The organism is Fictibacillus gelatini DSM 15865 (genome assembly GCF_000430745.1).
Lineage (GTDB): Bacteria > Bacillota > Bacilli > Bacillales > Fictibacillaceae > Fictibacillus_A > Fictibacillus_A gelatini.
In genome coordinates this window covers 1-17,786 of the sequence record NZ_AUMP01000050.1, presented here as the reverse complement: position 1 = coordinate 17,786, position 17,786 = coordinate 1, and the positions used below count along the sequence as shown (strand labels likewise).

At 38.6% G+C, this 17,786-nt stretch carries 24 protein-coding genes and 3 pseudogenes; 21 read left to right on the top strand and 6 right to left on the bottom strand.

The window, feature by feature from the left end:
- The first annotated feature begins 368 nt into the window (after window positions 1–368).
- A pseudogene (gene trxB / locus H538_RS24200) lies at window positions 369–1,316 on the top strand (thioredoxin-disulfide reductase).
- A gap of 171 nt (window positions 1,317–1,487) precedes the next feature.
- A complete protein-coding gene (locus H538_RS0116855) occupies window positions 1,488–1,814 on the top strand; it encodes a YnfA family protein (RefSeq protein WP_026678599.1) in 327 nt (108 codons plus the stop codon).
- 70 nt (window positions 1,815–1,884) lie between these two features.
- On the opposite strand, the gene merA is transcribed toward H538_RS0116855, so the two are convergent.
- From merA to H538_RS25705, 5 genes and pseudogenes are all read right to left on the bottom strand, one after another.
- Window positions 1,885–3,537, bottom strand: coding sequence for a mercury(II) reductase (merA, locus tag H538_RS0116850; protein ID WP_026678598.1), 1,653 nt, complete (start codon window positions 3,535–3,537; stop codon window positions 1,885–1,887).
- A 31-nt stretch (window positions 3,538–3,568) separates the two neighbouring features.
- On the bottom strand, window positions 3,569–3,778 hold the full coding sequence (locus tag H538_RS0116845) for a heavy-metal-associated domain-containing protein (RefSeq protein ID WP_026678597.1): 210 nt from the start codon (window positions 3,776–3,778) through the stop codon (window positions 3,569–3,571).
- Window positions 3,779–3,925: 147 nt separating this feature from the next.
- The gene (merT, locus tag H538_RS0116840) at window positions 3,926–4,228 is read right to left on the bottom strand and encodes a mercuric transport protein MerT (protein ID WP_026678596.1); all 303 of its coding nucleotides are present in this window, start codon (window positions 4,226–4,228) and stop codon (window positions 3,926–3,928) included.
- Window positions 4,225–4,473 (bottom strand): mercury resistance system transport protein MerF, encoded by a 249-nt coding sequence (merF, locus tag H538_RS0116835; protein WP_026678595.1) that lies wholly within the window; start codon window positions 4,471–4,473, stop codon window positions 4,225–4,227. Before merF ends, merT begins: the two co-directional genes overlap by 4 nt.
- A gap of 22 nt (window positions 4,474–4,495) precedes the next feature.
- Window positions 4,496–4,627 (bottom strand): annotated as a pseudogene (locus H538_RS25705) (MerR family DNA-binding transcriptional regulator); the annotation flags it as partial.
- A 93-nt stretch (window positions 4,628–4,720) separates the two neighbouring features.
- On the opposite strand from H538_RS25705, the gene H538_RS25700 reads away from it, so the two are divergent.
- Window positions 4,721–5,083 (top strand): cytochrome c oxidase assembly protein, encoded by a 363-nt coding sequence (locus tag H538_RS25700; protein ID WP_081412694.1) that lies wholly within the window; start codon window positions 4,721–4,723, stop codon window positions 5,081–5,083.
- 435 nt (window positions 5,084–5,518) lie between these two features.
- Here the strand turns inward: H538_RS25700 and H538_RS25695 are convergent.
- Window positions 5,519–5,999: pseudogene (locus tag H538_RS25695) on the bottom strand (DUF2243 domain-containing protein).
- Window positions 6,000–6,248: 249 nt separating this feature from the next.
- Between H538_RS25695 and H538_RS0116825 the strand changes: the two are divergent.
- From H538_RS0116825 to H538_RS24195, 18 genes are all read left to right on the top strand, one after another.
- Entirely contained in the window at window positions 6,249–6,566 is a 318-nt protein-coding gene (locus H538_RS0116825) for a rhodanese-like domain-containing protein (protein WP_026678594.1), read from the top strand.
- 18 nt (window positions 6,567–6,584) lie between these two features.
- On the top strand, window positions 6,585–7,169 hold the full coding sequence (locus H538_RS0116820; RefSeq protein ID WP_026678593.1) for a sulfurtransferase TusA family protein: 585 nt from the start codon (window positions 6,585–6,587) through the stop codon (window positions 7,167–7,169).
- Window positions 7,170–7,195: 26 nt separating this feature from the next.
- A complete protein-coding gene (locus H538_RS0116815) occupies window positions 7,196–7,591 on the top strand; it encodes a DsrE/DsrF/DrsH-like family protein (protein ID WP_026678592.1) in 396 nt (131 codons plus the stop codon).
- A gap of 18 nt (window positions 7,592–7,609) precedes the next feature.
- Complete coding sequence (locus H538_RS0116810; protein WP_026678591.1) at window positions 7,610–8,758, top strand: MBL fold metallo-hydrolase; 1,149 nt, start codon at window positions 7,610–7,612, stop codon at window positions 8,756–8,758.
- Between the two features lie 13 nt (window positions 8,759–8,771).
- Window positions 8,772–8,999 (top strand): sulfurtransferase TusA family protein, encoded by a 228-nt coding sequence (locus H538_RS0116805; RefSeq protein ID WP_026678590.1) that lies wholly within the window; start codon window positions 8,772–8,774, stop codon window positions 8,997–8,999.
- A gap of 63 nt (window positions 9,000–9,062) precedes the next feature.
- On the top strand, window positions 9,063–9,845 hold the full coding sequence (locus tag H538_RS0116800) for a sulfite exporter TauE/SafE family protein (RefSeq protein ID WP_026678589.1): 783 nt from the start codon (window positions 9,063–9,065) through the stop codon (window positions 9,843–9,845).
- 20 nt (window positions 9,846–9,865) lie between these two features.
- Window positions 9,866–10,153 carry a rhodanese-like domain-containing protein gene (locus H538_RS0116795; RefSeq protein WP_026678588.1) on the top strand — a complete coding sequence of 96 codons (288 nt, stop codon included), beginning with the start codon at window positions 9,866–9,868 and terminating at the stop codon, window positions 10,151–10,153.
- A gap of 234 nt (window positions 10,154–10,387) precedes the next feature.
- Window positions 10,388–10,870: a DsrE/DsrF/DrsH-like family protein gene (locus tag H538_RS0116790; RefSeq protein WP_026678587.1), complete on the top strand. Its 483-nt coding sequence runs from the start codon at window positions 10,388–10,390 to the stop codon at window positions 10,868–10,870.
- Window positions 10,871–10,943: 73 nt separating this feature from the next.
- Window positions 10,944–11,207: a metal-sensitive transcriptional regulator gene (locus tag H538_RS0116785; protein WP_026678586.1), complete on the top strand. Its 264-nt coding sequence runs from the start codon at window positions 10,944–10,946 to the stop codon at window positions 11,205–11,207.
- Window positions 11,208–11,236: 29 nt separating this feature from the next.
- Window positions 11,237–11,635 carry a rhodanese-like domain-containing protein gene (locus H538_RS0116780; protein ID WP_026678585.1) on the top strand — a complete coding sequence of 133 codons (399 nt, stop codon included), beginning with the start codon at window positions 11,237–11,239 and terminating at the stop codon, window positions 11,633–11,635.
- Window positions 11,636–11,657: 22 nt separating this feature from the next.
- On the top strand, window positions 11,658–12,233 hold the full coding sequence (locus H538_RS0116775) for a class I SAM-dependent methyltransferase (RefSeq protein WP_026678584.1): 576 nt from the start codon (window positions 11,658–11,660) through the stop codon (window positions 12,231–12,233).
- A 106-nt stretch (window positions 12,234–12,339) separates the two neighbouring features.
- Window positions 12,340–13,023, top strand: coding sequence for a prolipoprotein diacylglyceryl transferase (locus tag H538_RS0116770; RefSeq protein ID WP_026678583.1), 684 nt, complete (start codon window positions 12,340–12,342; stop codon window positions 13,021–13,023).
- Between the two features lie 43 nt (window positions 13,024–13,066).
- On the top strand, window positions 13,067–13,783 hold the full coding sequence (locus tag H538_RS0116765) for a cytochrome c biogenesis CcdA family protein (RefSeq protein ID WP_026678582.1): 717 nt from the start codon (window positions 13,067–13,069) through the stop codon (window positions 13,781–13,783).
- A gap of 11 nt (window positions 13,784–13,794) precedes the next feature.
- Window positions 13,795–14,361: a TlpA disulfide reductase family protein gene (locus H538_RS0116760; protein WP_026678581.1), complete on the top strand. Its 567-nt coding sequence runs from the start codon at window positions 13,795–13,797 to the stop codon at window positions 14,359–14,361.
- 17 nt (window positions 14,362–14,378) lie between these two features.
- Entirely contained in the window at window positions 14,379–15,077 is a 699-nt protein-coding gene (locus tag H538_RS0116755; protein ID WP_026678580.1) for a response regulator, read from the top strand.
- Window positions 15,078–15,123: 46 nt separating this feature from the next.
- Window positions 15,124–16,152, top strand: a complete 1,029-nt coding sequence (locus tag H538_RS0116750; protein WP_161627215.1) for a sensor histidine kinase — start codon at window positions 15,124–15,126, stop codon at window positions 16,150–16,152.
- 5 nt (window positions 16,153–16,157) lie between these two features.
- Window positions 16,158–16,724: a thioredoxin family protein gene (locus H538_RS0116745; RefSeq protein ID WP_026678578.1), complete on the top strand. Its 567-nt coding sequence runs from the start codon at window positions 16,158–16,160 to the stop codon at window positions 16,722–16,724.
- Between the two features lie 831 nt (window positions 16,725–17,555).
- On the top strand, window positions 17,556–17,786 hold a 231-nt coding region (locus tag H538_RS24195; RefSeq protein WP_035351292.1), incomplete at its 3' end, for an IS110 family transposase.

The window sequence follows — 17,786 nt, the reverse complement described above, 5'->3', positions numbered from 1 at the left end:
TAGACAACAGGATGACACGGAGAAGCTGGCATTATTTTTTTCCATTCGACCTCGAGTCCCTTAAGGAGCTTCGCTAGCCTCTGCCTTATGACTAGACCGAACGAAGGAATGTAGGCACACAGATGCCAAGAGACATGGGAGGGTACGTCATCATAAGTTACGCAGAGATCCATTGTGCATCACATCATTCTCTAGCACTACTTACCATTATTACCCAGTAGTGGCCGCGTAGCGTACCCATAGGATGGAATAGTTTCACATAATATAAAAATATTGTTAGTATGCGTGTCGAAAATTATTTTTTTGACACCCCACCAACGGGTTAAACCGTTGATATATCAACATTTATAGAGGGAGGATATTATTCTATGCAAAAAGTTGTTGTATTAGGAACGGGACCCGCAGGATTAACGGCAGCTATTTATTTGGCACGTGCGAATATGAAGCCATTAGTGATTGAAGGTCAAGAACCAGGTGGGCAATTAACCTTAACTACTGAGGTTGAGAACTTTCCTGGGTTTCCAGATGGAATTATGGGTCCTGAACTTATGGATAATATGCGAAAGCAAGCAGAGCGATTTGGATCCGAATTTAAAAGAGGCTGGGTAACAAAGGTGGATTTATCTCAACGTCCATTTACTCTTACTGTTGATGGATTGGGAGAAATAAAAACAGAAGCTTTAATCATATCTACAGGAGCTTCTGCAAAACTTCTCGAAATTCCAGGAGAAAAGGAAAATATCGGGCGTGGCGTAAGCACTTGCGCAACTTGTGATGGATTCTTTTTCAGAGGAAAGAAAATCATAGTTGTCGGTGGCGGAGACTCTGCTATGGAAGAAGCAAACTTTTTAACCAAGTTTGCAACATAAGTTCGTGTCGTGCATCGTAGAAATGAATTACGAGCATCTAAAATTATGCAGGAACGAGCAAAGAATAACCCTAAAATTACTTGGAGTCTAAATTGTACCCCAGTAGAAGTGGTCGCTGGCGAGAAGGGTGTAACAGGGTTAAAGGTACGCAACAATGAGACGGGTCAAGAAGAGGTTTTGGAAACTGATGGAATTTTCGTGGCTATCGGTCACAGACCTAATACAGCCTTCTTAGAGGGACAACTTGAAACTGATGATGTAGGTTATATTATTGTTAAGCCTGGCACAGCGGAAACCAATATTCCAGGCGTGTTTGCTTGTGGTGATGTTCAAGACCATAAATATCGCCAAGCGATTACAGCGGCTGGTTCGGGCTGTATGGCTGCGCTTGATTGCGAAAGGTATCTTGAAGGACAAGCTGTTCACGATTGGAGTAAAACCTTATAAAAAGCAATAAATATATAGAAATCAACATAATCCAAAAATAAACCTTTGACTATTCTGATTAGTGGTCAGAGGTTTATTTATTATGCCGTGTTCGCAAATATTGATGCTTTATAGATTGTGTAGTACCTTAATCTATAATTGAGATGTTGTAACTTATAGAGGAGTGTAAAAATGATTACTGCAATAATATTGTTCATTCTTGCAGGTCTTGCAGAGATAGGTGGAGGGTATTTAGTTTGGCTATGGTTGAGAGAATCCAAGCCTTTTTGGTACGGAATTGTAGGAAGCATTATCCTTATTTCATACGGTATCATCCCTACCCTTCAAAATTTTCCGACATTTGGAAGAGTTTATGCCGCTTATGGAGGCGTATTTGTCGTGCTTGCGGTTCTTTGGGGATGGTGGATAGATAAGAAAACGCCTGACCTCTATGATTGGATTGGGGCATCGATATGTATTGTTGGCGTATCCATAATGTTATGGGGTCCTCGTCATTAAACAAGAACCTATCCTTTTATCGCCGTCATTGTAAAGTAGGTTCCTAAGTCAAGTCTTAGGAACCCCGTGATTATCCCGCACAACAAGAAAGTTTTGAAACGTCCTTATCAAAGGTAAGAGCAGCGAGTTTAATGCCTTCTGACATTGTTAGATATGGAGCCAATGTTTCTCTCAAGTCATTAACGGTTAGCCCAAACTTTACAGATAAAGTTGCTGAGTAAATTACATCTCCTGCGTTTTCAGCAACAATATGAACGCCTAACACTTTTCCCGATTGAGCGTCAGCAACTAATTTAAAAACGCCCGTAGTTTCACGATTTACAATCGCTCTTGGCACAGCATTTAATGGTAAAACGGATGTCTTTACTTCATATCCTTTGGCTTTTGCTTGCTCCTCTGTAAGACCAACCGTTGCAATCGAAGGGGTTGTAAAGGTCACGCCTGGTACAACAGTAAGGTCAAGTTTTCGCTTTAATGACCCAAAAATGTTATCTGCAACTAAACCACCCTCATATGCGGCGACGTATACAAACTGCGGTCCCATAGTGACATCTCCAGCAGCATATACTCTTGGATTACTTGTCTGCAAATACTCATCAACAATTACTTCTCCATGACTACCAATTTTTACTCCAGCAAGTTCAAGATTCAATTTTTCTATATTGGGCTTACGTCCAGTAGCAACAAGAATTTCGTCAGCCTCTACTACCATATTCTCGCCATTAACGGTGATATGCACAAGCTTGGTTCCGTTTGCCATTTCAACCTTGTTAAAAGTTGCATTAGTGATTAAGCTAATACCTTGTTCCGTTATCGCTTTTGTGATGGCTTCCGAAATTTCAGGGTCATATGCCTTTAATACCCTTGGACTACGTTGCATTAAAGTAACTTCTGAACCCAAATGATGAAACATTTGCCCTAGTTCCATTGCAATATAGCCAGATCCAATGACAGTAAGGCGTTTAGGTAATTGTTTCAATTGTAGAGCGCTCGTACTTGTTAAGTATTCTACTTCGTTCAAACCCTCTATGTTTGGAATGGAGGGGGAAGCGCCTGTAGCAATTAAAAAATGTTTGGCTGTTATCTTCTGACCATTAACCTCTACAGTTTGTTCATCGACAAACGTGGCTTCGCCCTGAATGATTTCAAAGCAATACTCATCAATCAAATTAATGTACTTTTCGTGGCGAAGATATTGGACAAGTTCATTTTTTTGGTCAACCAACGTAGACAAGTCTACGGGACCCGCAGAGGTATTAAGTCCAAGAAATTGATTTTGTTTTGAAAAATGATTTATCTCGCCAGCACGTAGCATTGTTTTTGAAGGGACACAGCCGATATTGACGCAAGTTCCACCTATTGTGCTTCGTTCAATCATCGCTACCTTTGCACCATATTCAACCGCTTTAATTGCGGAAGCGAAAGCAGCTCCGCCAGAACCTATAATGACCAAATCGTAATCACCATCATTGCTTAATTCTAGACGATTTTGCTGTGAAATGATTTCTTCGTGTCTTGGAGTGTAACCGCACTTAATGATCGCTTCTTTAGCAAACTGTATATAGCTTTTATCTGGAACTTCAAAAGTTACTTCGTTCTTCCGAAAACTTGCGAAAATGTTGTTTGCTCCAATCGTTGTTAAGGCTTTTTTTACGTGTTGCTCACAACTGGTACAGGTCATACCAGTAACTTCTATGCGAACTGTAATGTTTTGCTTACCCATAAGAATTCCTCCTTTGATTGTTTATATTCCCTCAATTTTCCACACCATATCCCAAATCAGTCACAGATTGCTTAATCGATTCGATATTCGTTGCGTTTTTTTTAAACTCGACTTGAACTGTTCCTACACTGCCCTTTGTATCTATCGTAACCGCTTGAACACCTTTCACGTTTTCAATGGCACTTTTGACAACAAATGAACAGCTAGCACAAGTCATTCCCGTTACTTTGAAGGTCGTCATTTCAGTGTCGACTTTAGTTTGACTCTCTTGAGTCCTTTGCGCTTTAGAATCTGCATTTTCATTCCCACACAGATACAACAAATGAAGATAACAACAGGAATAATCCGAAAAATAAAGTTTTAGCTTTTTTCATCCCGTTCCCCTCTCTCAAATGTAACCCTTAGCAAAAAGGGTGTAACCAAACATTGCAATAACTAAGCCTGTCGATAGCCAGAAAAAGGTAATTGTACTTCTCTTACTGCATTTTCTGCCATAGACAAGAAAAGCGGAGATACCAAGCATAATCAAAGTCACAATCATAAGGATTAGCTGATATTTAGTTGCAAAGATAGCCAACGTAGCAGCTACACTTGTTAGACCTAAAGGAACGAGTATCAATGGACCTAAACAACATCCAGCCATTACAAATGCAGATAGTACGGTAATCAAACTTGAGAATTTTTCTTTCATAACTCCTGCTCCTTTTTCGGGTGGCAACAATCTTCATTGATATTTTTCTTGTTTTGCTTCCCATAGGCGTAGATGGTTAACCCAATGAAAGCGACTAATAAGGGCATAAGTACATAGTCAAGGTAACCAGTAATCGCTCCAAGTCCTACGGCTCCAAGTAAAATGACAAGGAGAGGGGTTGCACAACAAAGCAAAGTCAGAACTGTTCCAATTATACCCACTGTAAATATTTTTTTATCTTTCATCTCCGTCTCCCTTTCTGTAATCTCGTTCAACATACAATCGATAGCCCGAATCTGACCTTATAGGCTCAGAAATCAAGCCCATTCGTTCGTAATACCTAAGTGTTTCTTTATTAACATTGCATTTCTTCGCGATTTCCCCGATACGGTAATCCACTAAGTTCACCTCCAAAATAATTGTAAACCCTGTACCTTAGTACAGGGTCAAGTGTTTATCATTACTCCGTTTTTAGTGGGCTGTGAAATCAATATGCGAACGATTTGCAAGAGGTACCTGCATATTTGTATTGCAGGTTATTTATTCACTGTGTCCATACTATGTATTGACCCGACACCTCATAAGACTAGTTTTCTTTACCGTGCAAATGTATTGATAATTGCTTTGGCTGGTCACAGTATATTAACTAAATACATTTTTGCCCATCCTCCTTCTGGAGTGTCCACAGCAGAAGCGAAAATAGGCGGTATGCTAATGTATTACGGCGGAGATGCAATCGACCTTATTATTGTCTACTTACTTTTTCAGCAATGGTTCAATGCAACCCGACCCAAAACAACTTTGACAACGATTTCTTCCGTTAAAAGCAGTACCAAGTGTGTTAATTATTCGTGACGTATCTAAGTTACCTTGCTGCGCGGAATAAATTAGAGGGTTCCTAAGCAAATCTTGGGAACCCTCTAAATTTATATTGAGCAGATCGGCACCTTTTTTAGCCTTGGGGTGTTCTGCTCTGACGAGCTTGGTGCCACCGTGGTGCTTTTTACTTTCAAGATAAGGGTTTTGCCCCTCCCAACTCTTAAAAGGCTTGGAAGGGGGAATTCAATCGTTTCGGTTCGTCATTGGCTTTTACCTAATCATTTCTGTTTTAACACTGCATTAATTGATTTTCTATTTTCCCAGACATATCTTACAGGGTCGTTGATTTGGCTCTCCGATTGATATATAACCAATGCTAACAAGAAGGGGAGCGCCAAGAGTAGTTGTGGCAGTACCTAATCGTAATGTAAATGTGAGTTCCATTAGCGTGATGAATCTCATTAATGATGTTCATTTGAGAAATTCCTTTTCGGGTGATCTTGTACGCATAAGGATAACAATACCGCCTACTACCATTGCAAGGGCTATAACATTCCAAATCAAATCGTACATAAGAACATTCTCAACATAGCAAACTGGTGTATCCTCATTATCTTGTGTTGGATTGTACCATCGTATAATTGAAATCCGCCCGCACCAAGTAATACACCACCCCACCATCTATTGAGTACAAGGTGTTTCGTCGACGCAAATCAGCGAACATAAACAAGCCGCCAATGGTCGCAACCCAGCTAAAAGCGTGAATAAAACCATCCGAGACCAGCCAAATCTCAGTTGTGGACTTGTCGTAAAAATGATGCCAATGAAGAAGTTGATGAAAAACAGTTTCATCGAAAAAAGCAACAAAGCCAAGACCGAACAAGAAACCTGACCACAAATTACGATTCGAGTGAAATGAATAAGTTCTAGATTCTGAATCATTTTTGCGAATTGTGAATTGAGAAGACCTAATAACTCTCCTGTAAATATCTATTGGGTATAATTATCATATAACCAATTTTAATGACGTTGAGCAAATAAAACAATACTTAGCCCACTTCCACCAAGAAATTGAATTTCATGCAGTAGGTTATTAAAGGTGTTGACATATCTTCTTTGATGCATATAATAATACCCATAGGGGTATATGTATAAGACTCAAGTGAACAGCACATATTTAAAGAGACAGGAGGGAAAAATAATGCGTGGAACGTGGAAAGATATTACACCCCAAGAAGTAAAAGATAAATTAACCACCCAAAAGGCAGTCCAACTGATTGATGTAAGAAATCAAGAAGAATACTCGGAAGGACGAATTAAAGGTTCTAAACTCATTCCACTAAATGAACTTCCAAACCGTTTAAGTGAAATCGAAAAAGATAAGGAAGTGATTTTCATTTGCCGAAGCGGAAATAGAAGTGGAAAGGCATGTGAATATTTGTCAAATCTCGGATACGACAACCTGCTGAATATGGCAGGTGGAATGTTGGGATGGAAAGGCGAAGTGGAGAGAGACTAAATCTCGGGAGGAATGTTTATGAGTTCACAAGCTTCGATTAAAGCAGATAAAGTCCTCGATTGTAAAGGTCTTGCATGTCCAATGCCCATTGTAAAAACAAAAAAGGCTGTAGAGGAATTACAGCCAGGTCAAGTCATTGAAGTACAGGCTACGGACAAAGGTTCATTAGCTGATATTCAAGGATGGGCAAAAAATACAGGACATCAATATTTGGGTACCGTTGTAGAAGGGGAAATTTTAAAGCATTATCTCCGCAAGTCAAGTCCAAGTGAAGTGAAGGAAGAAACAAAATACCCTCATACAATCACCAATGAAGAATTACAAACAAAACTTAATGCAAAGGAGAAATTCACGATCTTGGATGTGCGTGAACCAGCTGAATATGCATTTAATCGCATTCCAGGAGCTAAGTCCATTCCATTAGGTGAATTAGAATCTCGATTAAATGAATTGAACCCAGATGAAGAAATTAACGTTATTTGCCGAACAGGAAGCCGAAGTGATATGGCTTGTCAACTTTTAGCTGAAAAGGGTTTTAAAAACGTTAGAAATGTATTGCCAGGAATGTCTGGGTGGACAGGAACAACGGAAAAAAACCAATAAATCTACATCAAACGGAGGAACGAGTAATGGCAACAAAAGTCGCAATTATTGCAAGCAACGGTGGATTGTTTGACGCATACAAGGTATTTAATATTGCTACAGCCTCAGCTACAACAGATGCAGAGGTCGCTATTTTCTTCACATTTGAGGGGTTGAATTTAATTCATAAAGAGGCTTATCAACAATTGCCAATGCCAGTTGGCAAGGAACATTTCGCTGAAGGGTTCAAAAATGCAAATGTACCTTCTATTCCTGAATTAGTGGGGATGGCACAGCAAATGGGTGTAAAAATAATTGCATGTCAAATGACAATGGACGTAATGAATTTGAAGAAGGAAGACTTTATCGATGGAATTGATGTTGGTGGGGCTGTTACATTCCTTGATTTCGCGAAGGATGCCAATATTACCTTAACATTTTAAGCTATGGAGGATATGACAATGAACACGATAACAGGTTTGAATAAAATGTCTCCAAACGAATTGGCACAAATTGTTTTCCAAAAAGAGGAGTTATTTATCATTGATGTCCGTAATGAAAGTGATTTTAATGATTGGAGAATTGAAGGGGATAAGATTGAAATCATTAACATCCCATATTTTGATTTGATTGATGGGGTAGATCCAGCTCTCGATAAAATACCTAATAACAAGAAGGTGCTTGTGGTTTGTGCAAAAGAAGGTTCTTCTCAATTTGTTGCGGAGAAAATTGTCGAAGCTGGAAGAACCAATGTTTTCTATCTCGAAGGTGGAATGAAAGCTTGGAGTGAGCATTTGGAACCCGTAAAGATTGGTGATTTAAAAGACGGAGGTTCCATTTATCAGTTCGTTCGAATTGGGAAAGGATGTCTCTCCTATATGGTGGTTTCTAATGGAGAAGCAGCCATTGTTGACACGTTACGGATGACCGATGTTTACGAGCAATTTGCTAAAGATATTAACGTATCAATTAAACATACGATTGATACTCACTTGCACGCAGACCATATTTCTGGCGGAAAGAAATTAGCTGAAAAAGTTGGAGCAACTTACTGGCTCCCACCAAAAGATGCAACAGAGGTTACTTTTACGTACGAAAAACTGGAGGAAGGCAAAAATATTACAGTTGGTAATACAACGATTACCATCCAACCGATATACTCCCCAGGTCATACAATTGGTAGTACCTCCCTTATTGTTGACGACAAGTATTTTCTGACAGGGGATATTCTATTCATTGAATCGATTGGTCGTCCAGATTTGGCTGGTAAAGCCGAAGATTGGGTGGGAGACCTCCGTAACACGCTATACAATCGGTATAAAGAGCTTTCCAATGACCTGATTGTTCTTCCTGCACACTTTGGAAAAATAACGGAACTGGGCGAAGGTGGAAAAGTATCCGCTCGTATGGGTGATTTGTATCAGAAAAATCCAGGTTTAAACATTCAAGATGAAGTTGAATTCAGAAAAACAGTTACAGAGAACTTGCCACCACAACCGAATGCCTACCAAGAAATTCGTCAAACCAATATGGGGAAAATTACCCCAAATGAAGAAGAACAACGGGAAATGGAAATTGGTCCAAACCGTTGTGCGGTACACGATAAATAAGGGGGAAACAAAGATGAATAGCAATAAAGTATTAGATGCAAAAGGGTTGGCATGTCCGATGCCAATTGTGAAAACAAAAAAAGCAATCGGTGAAATTGAATCGGGTGAGGTTCTGGAAGTCCATACAACAGACAAAGGGGCTAAAAATGACCTAACTGCTTGGGCAAAGTCATCAGGACATGAAATGTTAAAAGACACAGAAGAAAATGGTGTATTAAAGTTCTGGATTAAAAAAGGATAAAAATAGGAAAGGGAATGACTTTAAGTATAGTGTCATTCCCTTTTTTGGAAAGAAGGGTATAACATGGATTGGGCATATATCTTGATGTTATTTGGAATTGGATTTGTCGGGTCAGCCATATCGGGAATGGTGGGGATTGGAGGCTCAATTATCAAATATCCAATGCTGTTATACATTCCGCCTGCATTGGGTTTCATAGCCTTTACTGCCCAAGAGGTTTCAGCAATTAGTGCTGTCCAAGTATTTTTTGCTACGCTTGCTGGTATGTTCGCATTCCGAAAGGGTGGTTACATTAATAAGCTATTGGTCATCACAATGGGGATATCGATTATTGTTGGAAGTTTCATTGGAGGATACGGGTCTAAATTTCTTCCGAATTCCACCATTAATTTGGTCTACGCAATTTTGGCGCTAATCGCTGCCGTCATGATGTTTTTGCCAAAAAAAGGTGATGATGTAGAAGACTTTACGAAAGTGAAGTTTAACAAAACCTTAGCAGCCATCCTTTCGGGGATTATAGGAATCCTATCTGGAATTGTTGGAGCAGCAGGTGCGTTTATTACCGTTCCTGTCATGCTTGTCATATTGAAAATACCTACTAGGGTAGCGATCGCATCATCTTTGGCTATTACCTTTATTTCATCTATTGGCTCTACAGTAGGTAAGTTTCTAGGCGGACATATGTTGCTTATTCCATCCCTTATTATGGTTGTGGCAAGTACAGTGGCTTCACCATTAGGGGCTATGATAAGTAAAAAAATAAATACAAGAATTCTCCAGTGGATTTTAGCCGCATTGATTGTTGCTACGGTGGTTAAAATATGGTTTGAAATTCTGACTCAATAAAAAGGAGGGGGGTTGCAGAAATGCAAAAAATTTCATTTAAGGAGCAAAACACCGAAGAAGTGCTGAGAAGATTAAAAAATAGAGAAGATGTTGTTGTATTAGATATTCGTGAACCTAAAGAGTGGGCAACAGGGCATATTCCAGGTGCTAAACATATTCCCTTGGGTGAAATCCCATACCACCTACAAGAGTTTAATTCGAATAAAGAAACCATTGTTGTATGTCGTAGTGGAAAAGCATGCGAATTGTTACATGCCAAGCGGTATAATGTTGTGAATATGAAGGGCGGTATGAGAGTGGACGGGTGATATAAAAAAGACTGATAAGAAACAGACAATAACTTGGGGAGGATCTCTATAGCCTCAAGAACCTTTGGTTATTTTTTAAATTAAAGTCGATTTATTCACTTGAAGTCCGAATGCAATGGTGAAGTTTAACATTGATCTATTCTTTTTTGCATATTAATATACCGATAGCAGTATAAGTATGTAATTACTTTGTGTTACAGATACATTAAAAATAATATTTGGAGGAGAGCAGAGATGGAAAATAAAAAAGAGAAAACAACGATTATTTTATTTAGTGGGGATTACGATAAGGCTATGGCAGCCTTTATTATTGCTAACGGTGCAGCGGCTTATGACCATGAAGTGACGATTTTTGCCACATTTTGGGGATTGAATGCATTTAGAAAAGAACAACCTATTCCTGTTAAAAAAGGGTGGTTGGAAAAAATGTTCGGCTGGATGATGCCGCGAGGTGCCGAGAAATTGTCTTTATCCAAAATGAATTTTATGGGGATGGGACCGAAGATGATTAAACATGTTATGAAGAAGCACAATGCTCTGACACTCCCGCAGTTGATGGAAATGGCTCAGGAACAAGGAGTAAAACTGGTTGCTTGTACGATGACTATGGATTTGTTAGGTCTTCAAAAGGAAGAACTTATTGATGGATTAGAATATGCAGGGGTAGCAGCTTATTTAGGGGATGCTACGGATGCGAAGGTAAATCTGTTTATCTAAACAAGTGTATTACTTATTTTTTAGTTGTATATTATACCTATACGAGTATACGGCTGGAGGGAATGGTTAACAAATGAATAATTACACTGACGAAATAAAAAAACGATTGAGACGATTAGAAGGACAGGTCCGTGGCGTTCTTCGGTTAATGGAGGAAGAGAAGCCTTGTAAAGAGGTAGTAGCGCAACTTTCAGCAGTTCGAAATGCCGCTGATAAGGCTATTGCTCAAATTGTAGCTGTGAATTTACAGCAATGTATTCAAGAGGAGCAAGCTGCTGGGAGAGATACAGGTAAGCTTGTTCAAGAAGCGGTGGAGCTCTTAGTGAAAAGTCGATAAATCAGTTTTATTGGGGAGGAAAGAGGTTTGTGGAGACTTCAACGTTAATAAACATATTGGTTTGGATCCTATTGGGTTGGTTTGTCTATTCAAGATTTGCACCTATTCAAGGCGTAAAGAATATCAAGGCAGATGAACTAAGCAAGCAATTCACGAATAACAGTAAAAAAGTGATTATTGACGTTCGTGAACCCAGAGAATACGAGAACGGCTATATACCTGGCGCAATTAATATTCCATTATCACAGATAAAAGGGCGTATGAAGGATATCCCAACCGATAAAGACATATTTTTATACTGCCAAAGTGGTATGCGGAGTAAGCAAGCTGCAAGAATACTAACTAAAGGCGGTTTTAAAAACTTGTTTAATCTTCAAGGTGGAATAATGGCTTGGGGAGGTAAGATTCAAACCCCTTCAAAACTGTAAGTTGAAAGGAGTGAAGCCAACTTTGAATGAAAAAAGGTTTAATCCAGCCAACTTGGAAAAACTTGATAATCCCGAACGACGTAGGACACTACCACCCAATGAACTATTAGGTTTACTTCCCATTAAGGAGAATGACAACATTCTAGATATTGGAGCTGGCACTGGGTACTTTACAATACCTGCAGCCAAACGAACGAAAGGCACTGTCTATGCTTTGGATGTAGAACCAATCATGTTGTCTGTTATTAAGGATAAGGCAAATGAAGAAAATCTGGACAATGTAGTTCCTGTTGAAGGCACAATTGAACAAAATCCGTTAGAAGATGAAAAAGTTGAGCATATCATTGCCTCTTTCGTTCTTCATGAGGCGGAACCACTATCGCAAGCCCTAAAAGAAATTTATAGAGTATTGAAATCAAGTGGCTACTGCTTCTGCTTGGAATGGGAAAAGAAGCCAATGGAACAAGGACCGTCGGAACATCATCGTATCCATTCTTCCGATATGGAAGATTTGCTTGCAAAGGTAGGGTTTCAAGTAGTTAAACGATATAATCCAACCGACTTACATTACATTTTGATTGCTCAAAAATCGAAGTAATAGACCATTTCATTGTATTAAGGTTGCCTATTCCCATACGGAGAATAGGCTTCTTTATTAAAAGTTAACAATACGTGGCTATCCTACTGTTGAGAGGAGGAGAAGAATGTTTGGTGCGATACAAATTGGTCCATTTGCTATAAATGCGGGGATCTTTACGTTCATTTTATGCTCACTTCTTGGATACCTAGCAATTAAAAAGCGGTTAGAGAATGAAAAGGGAACGAAAGATGTAATATCACAAATGGTAATGAACTTGATATTCATCACATTTGTTTTGTGGAAGTTTAGTTATGTGATATTCCACCCTTTGGAGACTATCCGTCATCCGATATCGATTATCTATTTCTCTGGCGGAGAAAGGGGGATATGGCTTGCTGGAATCGCGACTATTGTCTATATAACGGTGCAAATAGCAAGAAAGAGAATACTTATCAATGTAACGATGGATACTTTCGCAACAGGATTGCTAATCGCTTGGGGAGTCGGACATGCAATTTGGTTAGCGGTTGAGAGGTACGAATTGTTCTATCACCTATTACAGATTGTGGTGAGTGTGATCTTGTATGTCTGGGTCATAAGAAAAATAAGTGTCGGAAATATCAAAGAGTGGCTTCCCGTTCTCATGTGGTTTTGCATTGGACAGATTCTTGCGTTATTTTTTACGAAGTCCCATTTAGCCTTTTTTTTAGGATTTTCAAAAATACAATTCGTCTTTCTTTTCTTATCCAGCATCATTATGGTATTGGATTACTCTTGGAAGAAATCAGATAACTTTAAGGAAACGTAACAGTTTCTCCGTAACCTAGATAAATGGAAGGAGGGAGTACGATTTGGAAAACATCAATATTTATTTTGCATTTGTTGGAGGTCTGCTTTCATTTTTTTCACCTTGTATTTTCCCCTTACTACCAGCTTATGTCGCCAATTTAACAGGCTCATATGTGAGGGACAATAAATTGGTCGTAACAAAAAGAGTGGTTTTGCTGCGCTCCATTAGCTTTATTGCAGGTTTTAGTCTTGTATTTGTGCTAATGGGGGCTTCAGCCAGCATTATCGGGCAATTGATTTCCGATAATCGAGAAATAATCGAAAAAGTTAGTGGTCTTCTCATCATCATTTTCGGTTTACAAATGGCAAACATCTTTACGATTCCCTTTCTTATGTTTGAAAAGCGACTACAAATCAATCAAAACAGCATTCAAGATAGATGGCGCCCCTTTCTTATGGGAGTTGCATTTGGAACAGGTTGGACGCCATGTGTGGGAATGGTTTTATCGTCTATCCTGTTATTGGCTGGAACATCCGAAACAATGAACCAAGGAATAGTCATGTTATTGGTCTACTCATTTGGTTTAGGCATTCCGTTTTTATTTATTTCTATCGGTGTCACCTATTCATTGGCTGTTGTGAAAAAAATCAACAAAATACTTCCGTACTTGAACAAAATAAATGGTTGGATATTAATTGGGTTGGGTTTGCTGTTATTTACAGGACAATTGCAAAAGATAAGTGCCTGGCTTGCGACATTTACACCATTTCGTTTTTAGGAGGAAAGGTAATGAAAAATGTAATTGCCATTTTTGCTTTATTGGTATTGGTTGCTTGGGGGATATACAGCACTGTAAAAACTCCGTCAAATGAAGCAAATGAGAGTGTAAGAAATGTAAATCAAGGCGAGCAGACGAACAGAGTGGTAGGTATAGAAAAAGGGAATATGGCTCCTGACTTTACTTTGAAATCATTAGACGATCAAGAATTCAAGCTTTCTCAGTTCAAAGGGAAAAAGGTAATCATCAATCTGTGGGCTACTTGGTGTCCACCTTGCCGAGCTGAAATGCCTGATATGCAGAAGTTCTTTGAGGAAAACAAAGAGGATGGGTTGATAATCCTAGGAGTCAATCTCACTCAATCCGAAAAAAGTCGAGACAACGTTTCGACATTTCTAAACGAGTTTGGGATTACCTTTCCTGTTGTCTTGGATGAAGACAATAAAGTGGCTGATACCTACCAAGTTGTATCCATTCCAACCAGTTACATTATTGACTCTCAAGGAATAATACAAGAGAAGATAATAGGTCCTATGAATAAAGAAATGATGGAGAAATTGATTTCTTTTGTTGAGTAAGTGTTTGGAGGATTGAAATGAACACGAAGGGAAAGTCAATTCTTGTTGTGGAAGACGATGAGAAAATTAGGAATCTGGTGTCATTGTATTTAATGAATGAAGGATATGAGGTGTGGGAAGCAAAGGATGGTGAAGATGCGAAAGAGAAGTTTCTTCAATATGACCCTTGCTTCGTTATATTAGATTTAATGCTCCCGAAGACCAGTGGCGAAGAAGTTTGTAATTGGTTACGTGCGGAATTGAAAGCAGATATTCCAATCATAATGCTTACTGCAAAGGTAGACGAAAGAGACCGTATTAAGGGACTTGAAATGGGGGCGGATGATTACCTCACCAAGCCATTTAGTCCGAAAGAATTGGTAGTAAGGGTAGAGACTGTATTACGAAGAACCGCACAGAGATGCAGTAAGATTACCTATCGTGGTATTACCGTTAAACCTCAACGTGGAGAGATAAACTACTACGGTGAACCTATTTCCTTAACTCAACATGAATTCAAATTACTTTATTACCTTATGAAGCACCCTAATCAAGTTTTGACAAGAGAACAGATTATTAATGAGTTATATCCAAACCTTGAAAAAATTGTCATAAGTCGAACCATTGATGTGCATATTGGTAGGTTGCGAGAGAAGCTGAAATGGGACGGAGATGCTGATTTAATTGAAACGGTACGAGGAATGGGATATCGATTTGTTGCATACCAGAAGAAGTAAACTATATGCTCTAAAAAATAAAAGTCTAATGTGGAAGTTAATTGTTGTGAGTGGGTTGACAATTGGACTTACATCCTGGTTTGTTGGTGTGTCGATAAAGGAGCAAGCGTGCTATCTTGTTAATCAGTTTGAAGCGGTTAGTAGTGATAGTAAACTGTCATTTAACCTTACCATGCATAATTACCTTATCCGTGTGACCTTGCTAATCATTCTGATATCTGGAATGCTTCTTTATTTAGTAGTGAGGAAAATTTTCCAACCAATAAAGCAGCTGGGTTTAACGGCTCGAAAACTAGCGCATGGTGAATATGTTGAGCCACTTCCCATTACCTCACAGGATGAAGTCGGTCAACTAATTGCAGATTTCAATTTATTGACGAGAAAATTGAAGCAAGGCGAGGAACTGCGTGCAAAAATGGTGGGAGATATTGCACATGAATTGAGGACACCGCTGACAAATATAATGGGTTATTTAGAAGCACTCAGTTCTGGAATATTAGAAGGAAATCAAAAATTATATCACTCCTTACACGAAGAATCTTTGCGCATATCCCGATTAGTTGAACAACTTCACCAATTAAATATTTGGGAAAGTAAAAAAACATCATTACATGCATTTGCACCATTTTCAATTAAGAACGTAGTGGAAACAACGTTAAATGCTTTTACATTAGACTTTCAAAACAAAGACATACAATGTAATTGGGACATAGTCGATATAAATATTTATGGGTATGAAGACGGCATAAAGCAGGTTATGAACAATTTGCTGAAAAACGCTGTTCAATACGACATGGGCGGTTGGATACATGTTAAAGGAGAAGTTATAAATGAACATTATAAAGTGACGGTAACGAACCTGGGTAGGGAAATCCCGCTTGAAAGTCAAAAGCTACTATTTGAGCGCTTTTATCGAATAGACCCATCTCGAAGCCGAGAAACGGGTGGAGCGGGGATTGGTTTAGCGATTGTCAAAGAAATCATTGAGTTGCACGATGGTATGGTAGGACTTACTACAAAGGGGGATCGGCATTCATTTTGGTTTTCAATCCCCTTGAAACGCTCGGAGGAGTGATTAACTTGAGTCATAAGATCCATATGATTAATTTGTTCACATTGACAGCTTGTCCAATGGGAAGATCTATGGGAGATGTACTTTTTGAGATAAGTGAACTTTATGAAGATATACAAACGAAAATTATATATGTGGAATTGAACACCGAGGCAACTAATTTCTATCGAATAAAGAAAAATCCAACTCTCCTCTTTTTAAGTAATGAAAGAAAAGAGATTGCTCGATTAGAAGGATTTCACGAAACAGAGGAAGTAAAAAATCTAATTGACCAAATTAATCAAAATAACTTGAATATTTCTATCGTGTACGATGAAAATCAAGTTTCCTCAGAGACTTACACAATATATTTGTATAAAGACAATAACATAGCACCTATCGAAATCAATTACCAATATCCTACATCTGTAAAGGCACCAAGAATTACTATCATAAATTTGTTGTTAAAAGCAAATATTGACGGCTATTATAATACTTTTTTCATCATGCTTCATTGCAACTTGTTCGATTTGCATGCAAGAAAGGATATATATCCATTAATATGGATCGCCAACCTAATAATTTCGAGTGTATAAAAATAGAAGAACTATTATTGAAAACACTGAAGCCATATGGCGTTGAAGAAGTTGAGCTAATATTTGTGAAAATTGGCTGAGTATTTTTTGCCTTGTAAGATAACCGTTTATGAAAGTGATGGAAAAACAAAGTTTGGTCTACCGAAAACGACAGTCCTAGTGAATATGCTTGAAGTGCTAAACTCTAGGAAATTACTCAACAGACTGAGGGAACCTTGATAAACGTCTAAGAGAATAGCAAGTAAGTAAGATATCCCCTATCTGTTAGGGGAGTGTTTAGTTCTTAAAGATTAAGATTTGAGAATGCCTCTTTCCTTTTCCTTCAAGCGCTTGTTGCCTTAACAAATGCCATTAATAAGTATTTGTATTATGATGACTGTCCTTTACATCAAAGGAATAGACGTTGAACAAAGCATAATCAAGAACTCATCTACACAATAATATGCTGTTGTTCCTATGAGCTTATAGATGTAGTTAGAAAAAGTAATCAGCAAGAGTTATGAGACGAACTACTTATTAAATTAGAAATGGCTTCCGCTTCAGGTGGGGGTATGTATTTCGGGAAGTTATGAAGTGAGCTTTTACGAAATCCCTTATATTGGTGGTAAAGAAATCGAACAATTAAGAACTACGCCTTTAACAGTGAATTATTATTGCCTATTGGATTTCAAAAGTTTACGAAGTAAACTAGAAGGGTAATGTAGATAAAATTAAGGAGCATTCCTGTTAGAAGGTTTTCGGGGACTTGAACAAAAAGAGCCCTCTTGGTATGATGCGGGGTGTCAATCTGCTAGAATTGACCCCTAATTTGTTAACCAAGGAGGACTCCATATGGATTGTATAGAAAATCAAAAAATTAATCAAGTCACTGAAAAAACACTTGTCGTCGGTATCGACATTGCGAAGCGTACACATTTCGCTTGTTTTGTGGATGATCGTGGTCGTGTGCTTCAAAAATCATTCTCTGTATCCCAATCTCGGGATGGATTTGAGTCCTTCTATCAACGAATATTAAGGGCCATGAAGGATCATGACAAAACAGAAGTCTTAGTTGGAATAGAA

What these genes read in the sequence shown, in the direction of transcription:
- H538_RS0116815 (WP_026678592.1), top strand. Translation starts at nt 7,196, where the DNA reads ATGGCAACAAAAGTCGCAATTATTGCAAGCAACGGTGGATTGTTTGAC.
- H538_RS0116805 (WP_026678590.1), top strand. Translation starts at nt 8,772, where the DNA reads ATGAATAGCAATAAAGTATTAGATGCAAAAGGGTTGGCATGTCCGATG.
- H538_RS0116795 (WP_026678588.1), top strand. Translation starts at nt 9,866, where the DNA reads ATGCAAAAAATTTCATTTAAGGAGCAAAACACCGAAGAAGTGCTGAGA.
- H538_RS0116820 (WP_026678593.1), top strand. Translation starts at nt 6,585, where the DNA reads ATGAGTTCACAAGCTTCGATTAAAGCAGATAAAGTCCTCGATTGTAAA.
- H538_RS0116785 (WP_026678586.1), top strand. Translation starts at nt 10,944, where the DNA reads ATGAATAATTACACTGACGAAATAAAAAAACGATTGAGACGATTAGAA.
- H538_RS0116755 (WP_026678580.1), top strand. Translation starts at nt 14,379, where the DNA reads ATGAACACGAAGGGAAAGTCAATTCTTGTTGTGGAAGACGATGAGAAA.
- H538_RS25700 (WP_081412694.1), top strand. Translation starts at nt 4,721, where the DNA reads ATGCGAACGATTTGCAAGAGGTACCTGCATATTTGTATTGCAGGTTAT.
- H538_RS0116760 (WP_026678581.1), top strand. Translation starts at nt 13,795, where the DNA reads ATGAAAAATGTAATTGCCATTTTTGCTTTATTGGTATTGGTTGCTTGG.
- H538_RS0116790 (WP_026678587.1), top strand. Translation starts at nt 10,388, where the DNA reads ATGGAAAATAAAAAAGAGAAAACAACGATTATTTTATTTAGTGGGGAT.
- merT (WP_026678596.1), bottom strand. Translation starts at nt 4,228, where the DNA reads ATGAAAGAAAAATTCTCAAGTTTGATTACCGTACTATCTGCATTTGTA.
- H538_RS0116770 (WP_026678583.1), top strand. Translation starts at nt 12,340, where the DNA reads ATGTTTGGTGCGATACAAATTGGTCCATTTGCTATAAATGCGGGGATC.
- merA (WP_026678598.1), bottom strand. Translation starts at nt 3,537, where the DNA reads ATGGGTAAGCAAAACATTACAGTTCGCATAGAAGTTACTGGTATGACC.
- H538_RS0116855 (WP_026678599.1), top strand. Translation starts at nt 1,488, where the DNA reads ATGATTACTGCAATAATATTGTTCATTCTTGCAGGTCTTGCAGAGATA.
- H538_RS0116810 (WP_026678591.1), top strand. Translation starts at nt 7,610, where the DNA reads ATGAACACGATAACAGGTTTGAATAAAATGTCTCCAAACGAATTGGCA.
- H538_RS0116845 (WP_026678597.1), bottom strand. Translation starts at nt 3,778, where the DNA reads ATGACGACCTTCAAAGTAACGGGAATGACTTGTGCTAGCTGTTCATTT.
- H538_RS0116800 (WP_026678589.1), top strand. Translation starts at nt 9,063, where the DNA reads ATGGATTGGGCATATATCTTGATGTTATTTGGAATTGGATTTGTCGGG.
- merF (WP_026678595.1), bottom strand. Translation starts at nt 4,473, where the DNA reads ATGAAAGATAAAAAAATATTTACAGTGGGTATAATTGGAACAGTTCTG.
- H538_RS0116825 (WP_026678594.1), top strand. Translation starts at nt 6,249, where the DNA reads ATGCGTGGAACGTGGAAAGATATTACACCCCAAGAAGTAAAAGATAAA.